12 protein-coding genes are annotated in these 15,965 nt (G+C 72.5%); 9 read left to right on the forward strand and 3 right to left on the reverse strand.

The features are described 5' to 3' along the window. Positions 1–13: 13 nt before the first annotated feature. Positions 14–1,468 carry an extracellular solute-binding protein gene (locus OIE67_RS16945; RefSeq protein ID WP_326641365.1) on the reverse strand — a complete coding sequence of 485 codons (1,455 nt, stop codon included), beginning with the start codon at positions 1,466–1,468 and terminating at the stop codon, positions 14–16. A gap of 142 nt (positions 1,469–1,610) precedes the next feature. On the opposite strand from OIE67_RS16945, the gene OIE67_RS16950 reads away from it, so the two are divergent. The 6 genes from OIE67_RS16950 to OIE67_RS16975 are packed head-to-tail and all read left to right on the forward strand — an operon-like array spanning position 1,611 to position 11,183. Further along, positions 1,611–2,615 (forward strand): LacI family DNA-binding transcriptional regulator, encoded by a 1,005-nt coding sequence (locus OIE67_RS16950; RefSeq protein ID WP_245956188.1) that lies wholly within the window; start codon positions 1,611–1,613, stop codon positions 2,613–2,615. After that, the gene (locus OIE67_RS16955) at positions 2,612–3,553 is read left to right on the forward strand and encodes a carbohydrate ABC transporter permease (RefSeq protein WP_326641367.1); all 942 of its coding nucleotides are present in this window, start codon (positions 2,612–2,614) and stop codon (positions 3,551–3,553) included. The genes OIE67_RS16950 and OIE67_RS16955 overlap by 4 nt, the downstream gene beginning before the upstream one ends. Beyond that, positions 3,550–4,395, forward strand: coding sequence for a carbohydrate ABC transporter permease (locus OIE67_RS16960; protein WP_219912129.1), 846 nt, complete (start codon positions 3,550–3,552; stop codon positions 4,393–4,395). The genes OIE67_RS16955 and OIE67_RS16960 overlap by 4 nt, the downstream gene beginning before the upstream one ends. A gap of 48 nt (positions 4,396–4,443) precedes the next feature. Then, the gene (locus OIE67_RS16965; RefSeq protein WP_326641371.1) at positions 4,444–6,261 is read left to right on the forward strand and encodes a glycoside hydrolase family 2 protein; all 1,818 of its coding nucleotides are present in this window, start codon (positions 4,444–4,446) and stop codon (positions 6,259–6,261) included. Then, positions 6,258–10,304, forward strand: coding sequence for a sugar-binding domain-containing protein (locus OIE67_RS16970; RefSeq protein ID WP_326641373.1), 4,047 nt, complete (start codon positions 6,258–6,260; stop codon positions 10,302–10,304). The genes OIE67_RS16965 and OIE67_RS16970 overlap by 4 nt, the downstream gene beginning before the upstream one ends. 9 nt (positions 10,305–10,313) lie before the next feature. Further along, the gene (locus tag OIE67_RS16975) at positions 10,314–11,183 is read left to right on the forward strand and encodes a DUF4184 family protein (protein ID WP_326641375.1); all 870 of its coding nucleotides are present in this window, start codon (positions 10,314–10,316) and stop codon (positions 11,181–11,183) included. Here OIE67_RS16975 and OIE67_RS16980 read toward each other — a convergent pair. Further along, positions 11,098–11,472 carry a hypothetical protein gene (locus OIE67_RS16980; protein WP_326641378.1) on the reverse strand — a complete coding sequence of 125 codons (375 nt, stop codon included), beginning with the start codon at positions 11,470–11,472 and terminating at the stop codon, positions 11,098–11,100. The genes OIE67_RS16975 and OIE67_RS16980 overlap by 86 nt on opposite strands. Before the next feature lie 132 nt (positions 11,473–11,604). Between OIE67_RS16980 and OIE67_RS16985 the strand changes: the two genes are divergently transcribed. From OIE67_RS16985 to OIE67_RS16995, 3 genes are read left to right on the forward strand one after another with little or no spacing between them, the layout of a single operon-like run. Next, complete coding sequence (locus OIE67_RS16985) at positions 11,605–12,228, forward strand: urea carboxylase-associated family protein (protein WP_326641380.1); 624 nt, start codon at positions 11,605–11,607, stop codon at positions 12,226–12,228. 35 nt (positions 12,229–12,263) lie between these two features. Further along, positions 12,264–13,394: an NADH:flavin oxidoreductase gene (locus OIE67_RS16990; RefSeq protein ID WP_326641382.1), complete on the forward strand. Its 1,131-nt coding sequence runs from the start codon at positions 12,264–12,266 to the stop codon at positions 13,392–13,394. Positions 13,395–13,415: 21 nt separating this feature from the next. Continuing rightward, on the forward strand, positions 13,416–14,282 hold the full coding sequence (locus OIE67_RS16995; protein ID WP_326641384.1) for a polysaccharide deacetylase family protein: 867 nt from the start codon (positions 13,416–13,418) through the stop codon (positions 14,280–14,282). Positions 14,283–14,346: 64 nt separating this feature from the next. Here the strand turns inward: OIE67_RS16995 and OIE67_RS17000 are convergent, their stop codons facing one another. After that, on the reverse strand, positions 14,347–15,900 hold the full coding sequence (locus OIE67_RS17000) for a PucR family transcriptional regulator (protein ID WP_326641386.1): 1,554 nt from the start codon (positions 15,898–15,900) through the stop codon (positions 14,347–14,349). Positions 15,901–15,965 lie beyond the last annotated feature (65 nt).

The raw sequence follows: 15,965 nt of genomic DNA on the forward strand, positions 1-15,965 counted from the left end.
GTCGGGGCCTCCGCTAGCGGTCCGCGTACATCGGCTCGGTGTAGTCCGAGCGCGGTTTCCAGTTGGGGAAGGCGAAGTCGTCCAGGCCGACCTGAGCGCCCTTGGCCTTGGCCGCGGCGATGGCCGTGTCCCGCTGCGCCGCGCTGTCGCTGGACAGCTTGGTCAGCGCCGCGCGGACGTCGGTGACGTCGCCGGTGAGCGCGCCCTGGACGATGTCCCCGAGGTTGGGGGTGACCGGCTTCGAAGCGATCTGCACCTGCTGGATGTCCGCGTTGCCGGCGATCGGCTCAGGGGCGAGGAAGACGCTCTCCTTGAACCAGGTGATCAGCTTCTTGTACGCGGGATGCGCCGCCGACCGGTCGACGACGGAGATGTCGCGCGGCGGTTGTGACATGGTCCCGGCGACGCGGAGGGAGTATTCCTCGGTGGTGAAGTGGTCGCTCAGCAGCTTGCTCGCCACAGCGGCGTTCTTGCTGGTCGCCGACAGCCAGTAGTCTCCCGCCTGCGGTGCGTGGTAGGTGGCCACGTCGCCCGGCCCGGGGGTCAGGATGGGCCCCACGCCGAGCTTCGCGCCGAACTCGGGCGCCGCCTTCAGCGCCACGCCGGGGCACCACGGGCCGTCGAAGTAGTAGGCGGCGATCCCGGCGGTCCACCGGGCCCGCGCCACGTCGTCCAGCCAGGAGTTCGCGCCCGGCACGAGCACCTTGTCCTGACGCAGCGAGACCAGGAACTCGATCACGTCCACGTACTCGTCGGCGTGGAAGGCGTACTCGCCGTCGCGGTACCGGACCCCGCCGGCGCCGGCGAACCCGGCCGCCTGAGCCAGATCGTTGACCTGCTCGCCGAGGCGGTTCGGCATGCCGATGTTCCACACCCAGCCGTACGACTGGCCGCCGCCCGCGCTCTGCGCCTTCCTGGCCGCGGCCCGGAATTCGTCGTACGTCCGCGGCGGCGCCTCCGGGTCCAGCCCGGCCCGTGCGACCAGCTCCTTGTTGAACCACGTCACCGCGGAGTAGGTCTGGTGGCTGAAGATGGGGAAGGCGTAGATCTTGCCGTCGAACGTGTGCAGGCCTTCGATGAGCGAGTCCTTGACCCTGGCCTCGGCCTCCGCGGTGAGCTGCAGCGGCTGCGACCACCCGGCGGCGACGAGCGCCGCGGCGGGCAGGGTGAGCCCGGCGTTGGTACGCAGGTCGGGAAGCTGACCGCTCTGCTTGGCCAGTTGCAGCGCCTGGCCCATCTTCGCGGGGTTGTAGTAGGTGTACTGCACGGGAACGCCGCCGGGGTCCTTGGCGAACGCGGCGAAGATCTCCTTCTTCGCCGTCTGGAGCTGGTTCTGGTGATCCCACCAGGTCAGCCCCTTGCCTGCGGCGCCACCGCCACCGCCTCCGCCGCCGCACGCGCTGGTCGCGGCGGCGGCCGTCAGAGCACCCGCCGCGGCGAGGAACCCTCGCCGAGTCATCGCGGTCATCGGTCCTGCCTTCCACCACACGGCCCGCCGAAGGGGGTTGTGAGTAATGTTGCCGCGTGGCAAATTCATTCTTGCCACGCGGCATGCCACGCGGCAAGACTGTCTTCATCAAAAAATGTCGCCGGGAGGGCGAACGAGTGTGGTGACCCAACGAGACGTGGCACGGCTGGCGGGAGTGTCCGTACGCACCGTGTCCAACGTCGTCAACAATTTCGCCTACGTGTCCGAGGAGACCCGCGCCCAGGTGCAGCGAGCCCTGGACGAGCTGGGCTACCGGCCCAACGTCGCGGCGCGCAGCCTCAACCTGGGGCGGTCCAACCTGCTGGCCCTCGTGCTGCCGCTGGACGTGCCGTACTTCACCGAACTGGCCGCCCACGTGGTGGACGTGGCGGAGGAGCGCGGCTACACGGTGCTGATCGACCGCACGGAGGGGGTGGCGGAACGCGAGCGGCAGATCGTCATGCGGCGCGACCGCTCGGCCCTCTTCGACGGGTTCATCTTCAGCCCGCTCGGCCTGAGCGCGGACGAGCTGCGCGACTGGGCGGGCAACTGCCCGGCGGTGACGCTGGGCGAGGTGCGGGTGGACGGCGTGGACCACGTCGCGATCGACGACACCGACGCCGCCAGGAGCGCGACCGCGCACCTGGCCGCGCTGGGCCGGACCAGGATCGCCGCCATCGGCCTGGTGGACCGGCCGACGGGCAACACCGCGGCGCACCGGTCGGCCGGCTACCGCCAGGCGCTGGAGGAGGCGGGGCTGCCGGTGCTGCCCGAGCTCACCGTGCCGGTGCTGCGCTACCAGCGCCAGGACGGCCGGCAGGCCATGGAGCGGCTGCTCGACCTGGCGCAGCCGCCGGACGCGGTGTTCTGCTACAACGACCTGCTCGCGCTCGGCGCGATGCGGGCGGTGCTGGCCCGGGGGCTGCGCGTCCCGGAGGACGTGGCCGTCGTCGGGTTCGACGGCATCGAGGAGGGCCGGTTCGCCACCCCGCCGCTGACCACCATCGTGCCCGACAAGGAGAAGATCGCCGAGCTGGCCGTGAGCCGCCTGCTGGAGCGCGTCGAAGGCGACCAGAGCCCGCCCGTCCAGCTGGAGGCGCCCTGGCGGCTGATGGTGGACGAGAGCACCGTGGGCACGAGCGGATGACGGCCGTGATCCCCGCCGTGATCCCCGCTGGGGCCCGTCCCCGCCGCGACCGCACCACCCTGTACATCTGGCTCTTCCTGACCCCGACCGTGCTGCTGTACGGCGCGTTCACGATCTACCCGATCGTGGGCAGCTACGTCTACTCGCTCACCGACTGGAACGGGTTCGACGCCAGCCCGTCGTTCATCGGCCTGGCCAACTACCGCGAAGTCCTGGCCGACCCGATGTTCTGGAGCTCGTTCCGGCTGACGCTGGCGTTCATGCTGTTCGCGGTGCCGGCCCAGGTGCTGGCCACCCTGCTGATCGCGATCGTGCTCAACTCACCGCGCATGCCGCTGCGCAAGCTGTTCAGGACCGCCCTGTTCCTGCCGGTGGTCACCACGACGGCGATCGTCGGCGTGGTCATGCAGTTCGTGTTCGACCCGGCCAGCGGCCCGGTGAACCTCGCGCTGCGCGGGGCCGGCCTGGCGCCGGACGGGGTCGACTTCCTCGGCCAGTCCACGACGGCCCTCGGCACGACGATCGGCGTGTACGTCTGGAAGTGGTTCGGCATCACGCTGGTCTACTGGCTGGCCGCGCTGCAGACCGTTCCCCACGAGGTGTACGAGGCGGCCCGCCTCGACGGGGCCGGCGCGCTGGGCACGCTCCGGTACATCACCATGCCCCTGCTCAAGCCCTTCCTGGTCATCATCACCCTGCTCTCGATCGAGGCGTCGCTGCAGGTCTTCGACCTCGTCCTGACCATGACCAACGGCGGCCCGTTCTACTCGACCGAGGTGATCGAGGTGTACATCTACCGGTGGGCCTTCGCCGCGACGGTCCCCCGGCTCGGCTACGCGTCCGCGGCGGCCGTGCTGTTCGGCCTGTTCGTCTGCCTCGTCGGGATGCTGCAACTGCTCGCGATGCGCGCCACCCGCAGGACCAGGGGGATGGCGTGAGCCGCCGGCGCCGGGCGCTGCGCCGGCTGCCCTGGTGGATCGCCGCCGCCGTGCTCGCCATCGGCTGCCTGATCTGGATCTACCCCTTCCTGTGGATGGTCTCCGCGTCGCTGAAGACGTCGGCCGAGGTGTTCACGAAGGGGCTCGATCTGCTGCCCGGTGACCCCGCGTGGAGCAACTACGAGCGCGCCTGGGTCGAGGCGGAGTTCGGGAAGTATCTGCTCAACACCGTGATCGTCACGGTGTGCACGGTCGTCGTCGTGGTGGTCCGGTGTGCCATGACCGGCTACGTCCTGGCCCGCCACGACTTCCGCGGGCGCCGGATCATCATGGGCGTCCTGGTGGCCACGCTGTTCGTCCCCGCCGGGTACACCATCATCCCGCTGGTCGACCTGTCCCAGAAGCTCGGCCTGCTCAACTCGCTGACCGGCATGATCGTGGCGATGTCGGGCGCGGCGAACGTGGCGGCGATCCTGCTCTACTTCGGCTACTTCCGCGGCATCCCCAAGGAGCTGACCGAGGCGGCGCTCATCGACGGCGCCGGGTTCGCCACCGTCTTCTTCCGCGTCATGCTGCCGCTGGCCAAGCCGGTGACGGCCACGGTCACCGTGCTGACCTTCCTGTCCACCTGGAACGCGTTCTTCCTGCCGCTGGTGTTCACGTTCTCGCGGCCCGACCTGCGCACCGTCAGCGTCGGCATGCTCGCGTTCATCGGCGAGAACGCCACCGACTGGTCGGGCATGGCCGCGGCGGCGACGATCTCGCTGCTGCCCGTCGTCGCCCTGTTCATCGTGCTGCAGCGGTACTTCATCGAAGGCATCGCCGGCGCCGTCAAGTCCTGACCCGCTCCCCGTTCTCATCTCCCCGTCCCCATCCAGAAAGTGAGCACCATGTCCGTGCATCCCGCCGTCCCCCGCCCCGAGTACCCGCGCCCCCAGTTCGTCCGCGCCGCCTGGCAGTGCCTCAACGGGACCTGGCAGTTCGAGCGCGACGCCGGTGACTCGGGCCTGGAACGGGGGCTGCTCGACCGGGACCTGACCGGCGAGATCGTCGTGCCGTTCTGCCCGGAGTCCGAGCTGTCCGGCGTCGGCGATCCGGACTTCCACGCCGCCGTGTGGTACCGCCGCACCGTCCGGGTGCCGGAGGACTGGGCGGGGCAGCGGGTCCTGCTGCACTTCCAGGCGGTGGACCACGACGCCACGGTGTGGGTGGACGGCGTCGAGGCCGGCCGGCACAGGGGCGGGTTCACCCCGTTCTCCTGCGACCTGGCCGCCGCGGCCGACCCGGCGCACACGTACACCGTGGTCGTCCGCGCCCGCGACCCGCGCGGGGGTCCCCAGGCGCGGGGCAAGCAGGCCACCAGCTACGAGGGCCGCGGCGCGCACTACGGCCGCACCACCGGCATCTGGCAGACCGTGTGGTGCGAGCCGGTGCCCGCCATGCGCCTCGGCCGGCCGCGGATCACACCCAGCGTCGCCGCGTCCGCGTTCCGGATCACCGTGCCGGTGACGGTCGCGACACCGGCCGGCCGCGCGGGACACCAGGTGCGGGTGACGGTGTCGGACCAGAACGGCGAGGTCGCGACCGCGCGGGCGCGCGCCGACGTCGACCTCGCCCCCGAGCTGTGGCTGCCGCTGCCGGCCGATCGGGTCCGCCTGTGGTCCCCCGAGGACCCGCACCTGTACGACCTGCGCGTCGACCTGCTCGACGGCGACGGCGCCGTCGTCGACACCGCGGACAGCTACGCCGGGCTGCGCTCGGTCAGCATCGCGGGGAAGGCGGTGCTGCTCAACGGCCAGGTGCGCTTCCAGCGGCTCGTGCTCGACCAGGGCTTCTACCCCGACGGCCTGATGACCGCGCCCACGGACGAGGCCCTGCGCCACGACATCGACCTCGCCGTGGCCGCCGGGTTCAACGGCGCCAGGCTGCACCAGAAGGTGTTCGAGGAGCGGTACCTGTACCACGCCGACCGGGCCGGCTTCCTGGTCTGGGGCGAGTTCGGCGACTGGGGCGCCAACATGCAGGGCCCCGCGGGCGACAACCAGCAGCCGACCGCGTCGTTCGTCACCCAGTGGGTGGAGGCGGTCGAGCGCGACTACTCCCACCCGTCCATCGTCGGCTGGTGCCCGCTCAACGAGACCTGGCAGCGGCTGCACGACCGGATCACCGTGCTCGACGACGTCACCTGGGGCATGTACCTGGCCACGAAGGCGGCCGACCAGACCCGGCCCGTGGTCGACGCCTCCGGCTACGCGCACCGGGTGCCCGGCGCCGACGTCTACGACTCCCACTGCTACGAGCAGGATCCCGAGCGGTTCGGCAAGCTGATGAAGGGCCTGGCGGACGGCACCCCGTACGTCAACGCCGACCCCGACGGGACCGCCTGGTCGGTGCCGTACGCGGGGCAGCCGTACTTCTGCAGCGAGTTCGGCGGCATCTGGTGGAACCCGGACGTGCGCCCCGACGAGAGCTCATGGGGATACGGCGAGCGCCCGACGAGCGAGGAGGAGCTCCAGGAGCGCTTCGCCGGGCTGGTCGCGGTCCTGCTGGACGACCCGGGGATGTTCGGCTACTGCTACACGCAGCTGACCGACGTCTTCCAGGAGCAGAACGGCGTCTACCGGTTCGACCGGTCGAGCAAGCTGGACGTCTCCCGCATCCGCGCGGCCCAGCTGCGCCCGGCCGCGATCGAGCAGGACGAGCGGTGAGCGGTACGCCCTTACGGCGGCGCCTGGCGCTCGCCGTCGCGTTGATCAGCGCCGGGACGCTGCTGGCGGCGACCGCGCCCGCGGTCGCCGCCGCCCCGCAACCGGCGACCGTCCCCGCTGTCGCCGCTCCCGAGGCGGTGACCGCCGTCCCAGAGGCGACGACCGAGGTCAGCGGCCGGGTGGTGGACGCCCGCAGCGGCGCGCCGGTCGAAGGGGCGAGCGTGCACGCCTCGCGGACCACCGGCTTCGCCACGACCGGGCGGGACGGCGCCTTCGTCCTGACCGGTGTGCCCGAGAGCGCCGCCCTGGTGATAGCCGCCAAGGAGGGGTACGCGTTCGCGTCCGCTCCCGCCGGCCGGGCGGTCACCCTGAAGCTGGCCCGTGACACCGATCCGGCCCGCTCGGAGTACCCGCGCCCCGACGCCGACCGGCGGCCGTTCACCGGCGGCGACTGGCTGTCGCTGAACGGCACCTGGTCGTTCGACTTCGATCCCGGCGACGTGGGGGAGCGGGAGCGGTGGTTCGATCCCCGCCACGCGTTCGGCAAGGCCGTCCGGGTGCCGTTCGGCTACCAGTCGCTCGCCGCATGGGGCGAGGAGGAGCTGGCGACCAAGGAGATCTTCCGCAGCGCCTTCTCCCGCTATCGCGGCACGGTCTGGTACCGGCGCACCTTCACCGTTCCGAAGAACTTCTCCGGCTCGGAGGTGCGGCTGCGCATCGGCGCGGCGGACTGGGGCGCGGCGGTCTGGCTGGACGGCGAGCCCGTGCTGCCGTACTCCGGCGACGGCTACACCGAGATCAGCGCCGGGCTCGGCGCTTTCACGCCGGGCTCGTCGCACACGGTGGCGATCCGGGTGGTGGCGCCGCCGACGACGGCGGACTCCCCGTACCCGATGGGCAAGCAGACGGGGGAGCCCAACGGGGCGGACACCGGCTGGTTCAGCGACGTCGGCGGCATCTGGCAGTCGGTGTGGATCGAGCCCTACGCCGGCGCGCGGCTCACGCGGACCCGGGTGACACCCGAGCTGACGTTCGAAGGAGACGCGCGCACCCCGTCTGCGGCGAGCGCGCGGATCGACGTCGCCGGCGTCGGCGCGGGCACCGCCGGCGTCACCGTGAAGGACCCGCGCGGCAAGGTCGTCGGCACCGCCGAGGTGCGGCTCAGCGACGGCGAGGGCACGGCCACGATCCCGATCGAGCGCCCACGCCTGTGGGAGCCGGACGATCCGGCCCTCTACACCGCCGACATCCGGCTGGGCGCCGGCGAGGGAGTCCGCACCACGTTCGGGCTGCGCAAGATCGAACGCGCGTGGGCGCCCGGACACACCGGCGAATACCAGTACGTCCACCTCAACAACCGGCCGATCTACCTGCGAGGCGTCCTCGACCAGGGCTACAACCCCTGGGGCCTCTACACCTACACCGGAGTCACCGCCGGACCCGACCTGCGTACCGGGACCGAGGCCGACCCGGGCCGCGGCTCCATCCTGCTCGACCTGAAGAACGCCAAGAGGCTCGGCTTCAACGTGATCAGGAACCACCTCAAGGTCAACGAGCCCGCCTACTACCACTGGGCGGACCGGCTCGGGCTGATGATCTGGTACGACCTGCCCAACGCGGGCTGGCACTCCCTGGGCCCGGAGGCGGAGCGGCTGTTCGAGGGGCTGCTGCGCAACACGTTCGCGCGTGACCACAACCACCCGTCGATCGTGATCTGGACGATGTTCAACGAGTCGTGGGGCATCAACGAGGAGCCGTGGCAGCAGCCGATCCCGCCGCGGGCGTTCCCGTACGTGCGCAGGATGGTCGAGGTCGCGCGCGACCTCGACCCGTCACGGCTGATCGTCGACAACTCCGCCTGCTGCCAGAACGGCCACCTCGACACCGACCTGAACGACTTCCACTACTACCTGTCCACCTACGACGAGTGGAAGAAGCTGCTCGACGGGTTCGCCGCCCAGGTCCGGCCCGGCTCCGCCTGGAACTTCGACGACGGCGCCCAGAGCGGGCAGCCGTGGCTCAACTCCGAGTTCGCCGTCAAGTCCGGTCAGTTCCCGCACACGGCGAGCCTCTTCCGCGCCTATCCCAAGCTCAACGGCTACGTCGGCGTCCAGCTGGCCGAGACCGAGCAGGAGGTGCAGAGCCCGGTCACCTTCGACCGGCAGCCGAACGAGCCGGAGTTCGTCGACCATCGAGGCCGGCGCCGGGGCATCGAGATGTTCCAGGGCGACGACGCGATCTCGCTGATGGGCAGATCGGCACGGACCGTCGACCGCGGCGGTGAGATCGAGGTCCCGGTCAAGATCAGCCACTTCAGCGACACCGACCTGTCCCGGGCCACGCTCCGGTGGAAGATCGGCGGATACGACGCTCAGGGCCGCTGGATCGCCGCCGCCGGCGGCGGTTCCCGGCCGGTCGCCCCGGCCCGCTACACCGTCACCGACGCCGGCGTCGTGACGGTCACCGTGCCCGGCGAACTGCTGACCGGGTACGTGTGGATCTGGCTCGACGCCGGTGGCCGGACCGCCGCCGAGAACACCCTCACCTTCGACACCCCGGCCCCCGGAGGCGGCTTCTCTCCCGGCGCCGTGAGCGCCCAGGAGTGGACCGGCGGGGCGCAGGCCCAGACCACCGGCGGGGCGGACTGGGTCACCGGCCACGGCCGCGGCTACTTCGAGTACGAGGTCGAGGTGCCCAAGACCGCCGCCCGATCGGGGGCGACCCTGATCGCGGAGGTCGCCTCCGCCCAGTCCCGCGGCTGGTACGACCCCAACAACGTGACCACCGCCCGCCGCAACCCCACCCGCCTCACCGTGTCCGTCGACGGCAGCCCGCTGCCGGCGATCGAGCTGCCCGACGATCCCCACGGCCCGACGGCGCTGGCCGGCCGATCACGCGGTTCGCTCACGGGCGACTTCGGCAACCGCTACGGGTACCGCGTGGCCGTCCCGATCCCGGCGCGGCGCGTCGGCGACGCCCGTACCGTCACCTTGCGGTTCGCCTCCGACGGGGGCGGGCTGTCGATCTTCGGCGTCCGCTCGGGCCGGCACGGCACACCGCCCACGCTGGCCGGCGGGCGGATCACCGTGCCCGACGAGCGGCCACGGTTCCGCGCCGTCGACTCCCGGCTGTCGGTCTACCAGGCGCCGGCCGCGATCTCTCCCGAGACCGGCGCCGGCACGGTGATCGTCTCGGTCGTCAACGACACCGCCAGAACCGCGAGGAAGGTCAAGGTGGCACTGGCGGCGCCCGGGGGCTGGACCGCGACCGCGGCCGAGCCGGACGTGATCGGGTCGCTGAAGCCAGGGGAGGCCAGGCACGTCGCGTTCGCCGTACGGGCCGGGTCGGGCGTGCGCACCGGCCAGACCGCGGACTTCACCGCCACGGCGAGCTGGAGCGGCCACGCCGTCCAGGTGATCAGCACGTCCACGGTGACCTTCGCCCCCGACGCCTACGCCGAGGCCGGGGTGGACGACACCTTCGACACCGACTCCAGCGCCGCGTACCAGGTGTTCCAGCCGTCGGCGGCCGAGGCGCCGCCCCGGCTCACCTTCGGCGGCGGGAGCCTGCGGGCGGAGGGGCCGGGCGCCTATTACGGCATCGTCGCCCACGAGTCGGGGCCGCCGAGCCCCCGCGCGGCGGTGATCGTCGATCACGGCCAGTGGGCCGGCACGGGGAAGGGGCAGGACGCCCTGTTCAACGGGCTGATCAAGGACGAGCGCAACTACGTCCTGGCCTGGACCGGGATCAAGGGTCAGCACGGCATCGACATCAGGATCGACGGCAGGCTCACCAACGCCTGCTGCTCCTCCGCGCCGCTCGAACCCGGTGATCGGTGGGCGTTCGTCCTGGACGGCAACGCGATCGGCATCTGGATCGACCGCGGACTGGGCTGGGCCCGGATCATGTCGAGCTCGACCCAGGGCCGGATCGACTTCACCGGGCCGGGCGCGCTGGACGGCTGGCACTACGCCGCCGGCCTGCGCGGCAACGCCGGAACCCAGGCGATCACCCGATTGGAGGGCCGCCACGACCCCGGCTGATAATGGCGGGTGCCCTTCACCCTGAGCCACGTCGTCGCGATCCTGCCGGCGCGGCGGTGGTTACCGCCGTCCGCGCTGGCCGTCGGGGCCGTGGTGCCCGACGTCCCGTACTACCTGCCGCTGCCGTTCTCCTCGGCGAGCACGCACGCCTGGTGGGGGGCGCCGCTGCTGGGCCTGCCCGCGGGCGTGCTGCTGCTGGTGCTGTTCCACCAGGTGCTGCGGGCGCCGCTGACCGGGCTGGCTCCGGCGGGGCTGCGTGCCCGGCTGCCGGAGGCCGTCCGGCCGGCGCCGGTGGCGGTGGTGGCCGGACTGCTCGCCGGGATGGCCACGCATCTGCTCTGGGACGCCTTCACGCAGGTCGGCGGCCCGGCGGTGATGCACTGGGAGGCGCTGCGGCAGCCGGTCGCGGGCGCGCACCGGGTGTTCAACGTGCTGATGTACGTCAGCTCCGCGGGCGGGCTGCTGATCCTGGCCGGCTGGCTCGTACGGTGGTACCGGCGGACGCCTGCCCGCCCCGTGCCGCCGCCGGACCTGGCGGGCCCCAGGCACGGCGAGGTGCCGCCGGTTTTCGCGGGGCGCGGCGCCGTGGCGCCGGGCCTCGCGGGGCGGGTGCGCGGCTTGGTGCTGGCGGCGGCCGCGCTGGCCACGGCCGCCGGCGCCGCCATGGGGCTGGCCTCGGACCGTGCCGCGGTCAGCGACTACGACCTCGTCCGCAGCACGATCCTGGGCGGCGCCGACGGGGCCGCGGCGGCCCTCGCCTGCTACGTGCTCGCCTGGCACGCCTGGACGGCGTTCAGCCGCCGGCCGTCGCGGTGGCGCGGCGAGCAGGAAGGACGTCGGCGAACGGGCTCAGCCGGCCCCAACCGGCCGGCTCCCTGACCAGCCACGGCGGCGCGGCCACCGTGTTGCCCCCGGCCCGCTGCGCCGCCGCCAGGCTGACGGTCCCCGAGTACCAGCGCACCAGCCAGGCGGTGTCCACGATGACGATGCCGTCGTCGTCGAACCCGGGAGGCTGGCCGTAACGGTCCGGCCGGGACCCGTCGGTGAGGTCGAACCGGACCACGATCCGCCGCCGCGGCAGCGTCGCCGGATCGATCGGCCGCGACAACATCCACAGGGCGAGGTACGGGTCCGGCCCGGCTGAGGTCGGTTCGCGTACTCCTGGCACGCGGTCACCACTCCGCTGTGCGCCGGGGCCCGACTTCTATGCTGGAGATAGCTCCATCGGAAGCTATATTTGCTGGACGAACCTCCATGGCCAGGCGAGGGCGGGGGTGGTTTTCTGGGGGTCATGAGATCCATGACCACCGAAGGACGCACGATCGTGCCCGCCCGCGAAGGCCGCGCCGTGCGGGTCGCGGCCGGGCAGCGCCTCAGCGTCGTCGATCTGGAGGGCGGCCAGGTCGGCGACGTCTTCGCCTTCGTCCCCGTACCAGAGGGGACCGGCGAGGCCGCGGCGCCGCCCGAGCACCTGAGCGCCGCGCACACCCGCGCTGTCACGAACCGGCTCTTTCCCGAGGCAGGGCAGCGGTTCGTCACCGACCGCCGCCGCCCCGTCCTCACCCTGGTCTCCGACACGTCTCCGGGCTTTCACGACATGCTGATCCCGGCCTGCGACCCGGCCCGCTACGCCGCTCTCGGAGCGGCGGGCGGGCACGCGTCGTGCGCGGACAACCTGCGGCGGGCCCTGGCCGGCACGGGGCTGTCCGTCCCGTACACGCCGCAGCCCGTGAACGTGTTCATGCGGATCCCCGTGGAGCACGACGGGCGGCTGCGCTGGCTGCCGTCCGCGAGCCGCCCGGGAGACGCGATCACCTTCCAGGCGGTCACGGACTGCGTGGTCGTGGTGTCCGCCTGCCCGCAGGACCTCGTGGAGATCAACGGCGGCGGGCCGACCGCGCTGGCCGTCGACCTGCGGTCCTGACCTCCGGCATCCATCCTCAGAAGGAGCGAGCTTCCATGAACGACATCCGCACCGGCTCCCATCCGGCCCTGCGCCCTGAGCGGATCGGCCGGCTCACGCTGGCCAACCGCCTCGCCGTCGCACCCATGACCCGGGTCTCGGCGGCTCCCGACGGCACGCCGACGCCCGAGATGGCCGGCTACTACGCCGCGTACGCCGAGGGCGGTTTCGGCCTGCTGATCAGCGAGGGCACCTACACCGACACCGTCTACAGCCAGGGCTACCTCAACCAGCCCGGCATCGTCTCCGGCGAGCACACAGAAGCCTGGCGGCAGATCACCGAGCGGGTGCACGCCGCCGGATCGCGGTTCGTCATGCAGCTGATGCACGCCGGCGCGCTGTCCCAGGGCAACCGCTACCGCGACGACACGGCCGGCCCGTCGGCCGTGCTCCCGCGCGGCGAGAAGATGCCCGAGTACGGTGGCAGCGGAACCTGGCCGGCGCCCAAGGCGATGACCCCGGCCGACATCGAGACGGCGGTGGACGGCTTCGTGCGGTCGGCGGTGCGCGCCAGGCAGGCGGGGTTCGACGGCGTCGAGGTGCACGGCGCCAACGGCTACCTGGTGGACCAGTTCCTCACCGACTACACCAACCTGCGCGACGACTCCTACGGAGGCCCGGTCTCCGGCCGGGTCCGCCTCGCCGTGGAGATCGTGGCCGCGATCCGGGCCGAGGTGGGCGCGGACTTCTGCGTCGGCATCCGGCTCTCGCAGACCAAGGTGAACGACTTCACGCACCGCTGGCCGGGCGGCAGCCACGACGCGAAGATCGTCTTCGCCGCGCTGGCCGAGGCCGGCGCGAGCTACCTGCACATCGCCAGCGAGGGCCGCGACTGGATCGAGACCGCCCGCCTGGACGGCGGCGCCACCATCACCGGCCTGGCCCGCCAGGTGACCGGCCTGCCCGTCATCGCCAACGGCGGCATGCACGACCTCGCCAGGGCGGCCCAGGTGCTCTCCGACGGCCACGCCGACCTGGTGTCCGTGGGACGGGGCGCGCTGGCCAACCCCGACCTGCCGCGCCGCCTGGGTGAGGGGCGGGCGCCGGCCGAGTTCGACCATATGATGCTGCAGCCCATGGCCACCCTGGGCAACGCCCGCCTGTGGCGGCAGGCGGCGAGGATCTGAGCGGAAAGGCAGGCGGTCGGTGTGACCACCCACTGGCATCAGGACGCCGCGGCGGTCGTGACGCTCACGTTCGACGTGGACGCCGAGACCCCGGTCCTCGCCCAGGGACGCCGCTACGCCGGGCACGCGAGCACGATGTCGCACCAGGCGTACGGTCCCGACGTTGGCCTGCCCCGCATCCTGGGCATCCTGGACGACCTGGGCGTCCCCGCGACGTTCTTCGTGCCCGGCTGGGTGGCCGAGCACCGGCCAGGACTGGCCGCCTCCATCGCCGAGCGCGGGCACGAGGTGGCGCACCACTCCTACAGCCACCGGGCGGCCACCTCGATGACCCCGGCCGAGGAACGCGCCGACTTCGAGCGCGCGCTGGCGGTCTTCGCCGATCAGGGCATCGAGATCGCCGGCCACCGGGCGGCCATGTGGGAGGCGTCGTGGCGGACCACTGACCTGGTCGCCGAGCACGGCCTGCGCTACGACTCCTCGCTGATGGGCGACGACCGCCCCTACCGGATCGCGGCGGGTCCCGGCGACATCGTCGAGTTGCCCGTCCACTGGTCGCTCGACGACTGGGAGCAGTACGCCTTCCTGCCGGAGCCGCACGTCGGCTCGGTCATCGAGTCGCCGGCGAAGGTGCTGGAGCTGTGGCGGGCCGAGCTGGACGGGATGCGGCGATACCGGTGCCTGTTCAACCTGTGCGCCCACCCCTTCCTGTCGGGGCGACCCGGCCGGGCCGAGGCGCTGCGCCGGTTCATCGAGTACGCGCTCGCCTGCGGGGACGTGCGCTTCGCCCGCTGCCGGGAGGTGGCCGAGGCGGCGGCGGTGGACCAGGACCTGCCCACCCGCCGGCCCCGCCCGCCGGACGCCGGCCCGGACGTCTACCCCGGCTGACGGCCCGCCGTCCCATCGGTCTCCCGGCTGACGGCCGCGTCCCGGGAAAGTGCCTGACGACCGCTCACTCCATGGCGTCGATGGCGAGCGCGAGGAACAGGTCCACCCGGTCCTCGGTGCGGTTGACGTCCCTGCCGGTCAGCTCGGCCGCCTTGGCCAGCCGGTTGCGCAGCGTGTTGACGTGGATGTGCAGGGCGGCGGCGGTCGTCGCCCACTGCCCGTCGTGGTCGAGGAAGGCGCGTACCGTCCGTTCGAGATCGCCGCCGCGCCGGGCGTCGTGCCGGCGCAGCGACGCCAGCAGATCGTGCGAGAAGGCCCGCAGCGTGTCCTGGTCGACCAGCCCGAGCAGCAGCCGGTGCGTGCCGAGCTCGGCGAAGCCGCGCACGGCCGGCCCGCCGGGGGCGCGGCGCAGCACCCGGCACGCCTCCCTCGACCGCATCAACGGACGGCGCAGCCCGGCCGAGTGCGGCGCCAGGCCGCCCAGCCCGGCGACGGCACGCCGGCCGGGAAACCGCTGGTCCACGGCCTTGACCAGCCGCTCGGCCAGCAGGGACAGCTCCGGCTCCGGCCGGTTCCAGGCCAGCACCGTGACGACGTCCTGGGTGCCGCCCGCGACCACCGCCGGCACCCCCTCGCCGCCCAGGAAGTCGCCGACGACCTGCGCGAGCCCGTGCGGCGTTCCCGCCTCCTCGCCGGCCAGCGCGACCGCGCAGACCGTCAGCGGCCCCGCCGGGTTCACCCCGAACGCCCGCAGCCGCTCGGCCACCTCCGTCGTGCGCCCGCCGGACAGCACCATCTCCAGCAGCTCGCCGGCGAACCGCATCTCGATGGCCTGGACGGCCTGCTGCTTGGCCACCTCCAGGCTGAGGAACCTGGCCGCCTGCTCCAGCGCCTCGTGCTCGGCCGGGGTCAGGCCGAACAGCGGGCGCAGGCAGACGAGCGCCGCGTCGATGTCGCCCACCGCGCCCACGGGATACAGCGCCGCGAGGCCGGTGCCCAGGTCGAGCTCCAGCGCCGGCGGACGCCGCGACAGCCCCGCGGCCACGATGCGCAGCTGCTCCTCGTCGAGCTGCGCGCCGGTCGTCGCGAGCAGCCGGCCCATCCGGTCGACCACCGCCAGCGGCAGATCGTGGTCCTTCGTCAGCACCCGCAGCACGCCGGACGCGCCCGCCCCGCGCGAGATCGCCGTGGCCAGCGCGTCGCCGCGGCGCACCATGCCGATGAGGCCGCGCTGGCGCTGGTCGGTGTAGATCGCGGCGGCCGCGTGCGAGATCGCGGTGAACGGCACCGCCTGGGAGATCTCCAGCAGCGGCAGCCCCGCCTCCGCGCACGCCAGGATCAGCTCCTCCGGCGTGCGCGGCATCTCATCCCGCAGGCCGAACACGATCCCGGCCGCCCTGGCGCGCTTGACGTTCGCGACGAACTCGCCGGCCGGCACATGCCCCAGCCACAGCCCGTTGGTGAGCACCAGCTCCTTCTCCTGGAGGTACGCCGAGGGGTCGGGCAGCTCGGTGTTGTGCACCCACGCCACCGGCGCCTCCAGCGCGCCCGCCGGTCCCGGCACGAGCACGGTGAGTTCGAGCGCCGCGTCACTCACCAGGGCATCGAGGGTGAACATGGTGTGAATATAGACACCTCACGGCCCGATGACTAGAGATTTCTCCACTCCGTACGGCGGCCAGG

Origin of the sequence: Nonomuraea fuscirosea, assembly GCF_035917475.1 — a bacterium.
In the GTDB taxonomy this organism is placed as follows: Bacteria; Actinomycetota; Actinomycetes; order Streptosporangiales; family Streptosporangiaceae; genus Nonomuraea; species Nonomuraea fuscirosea.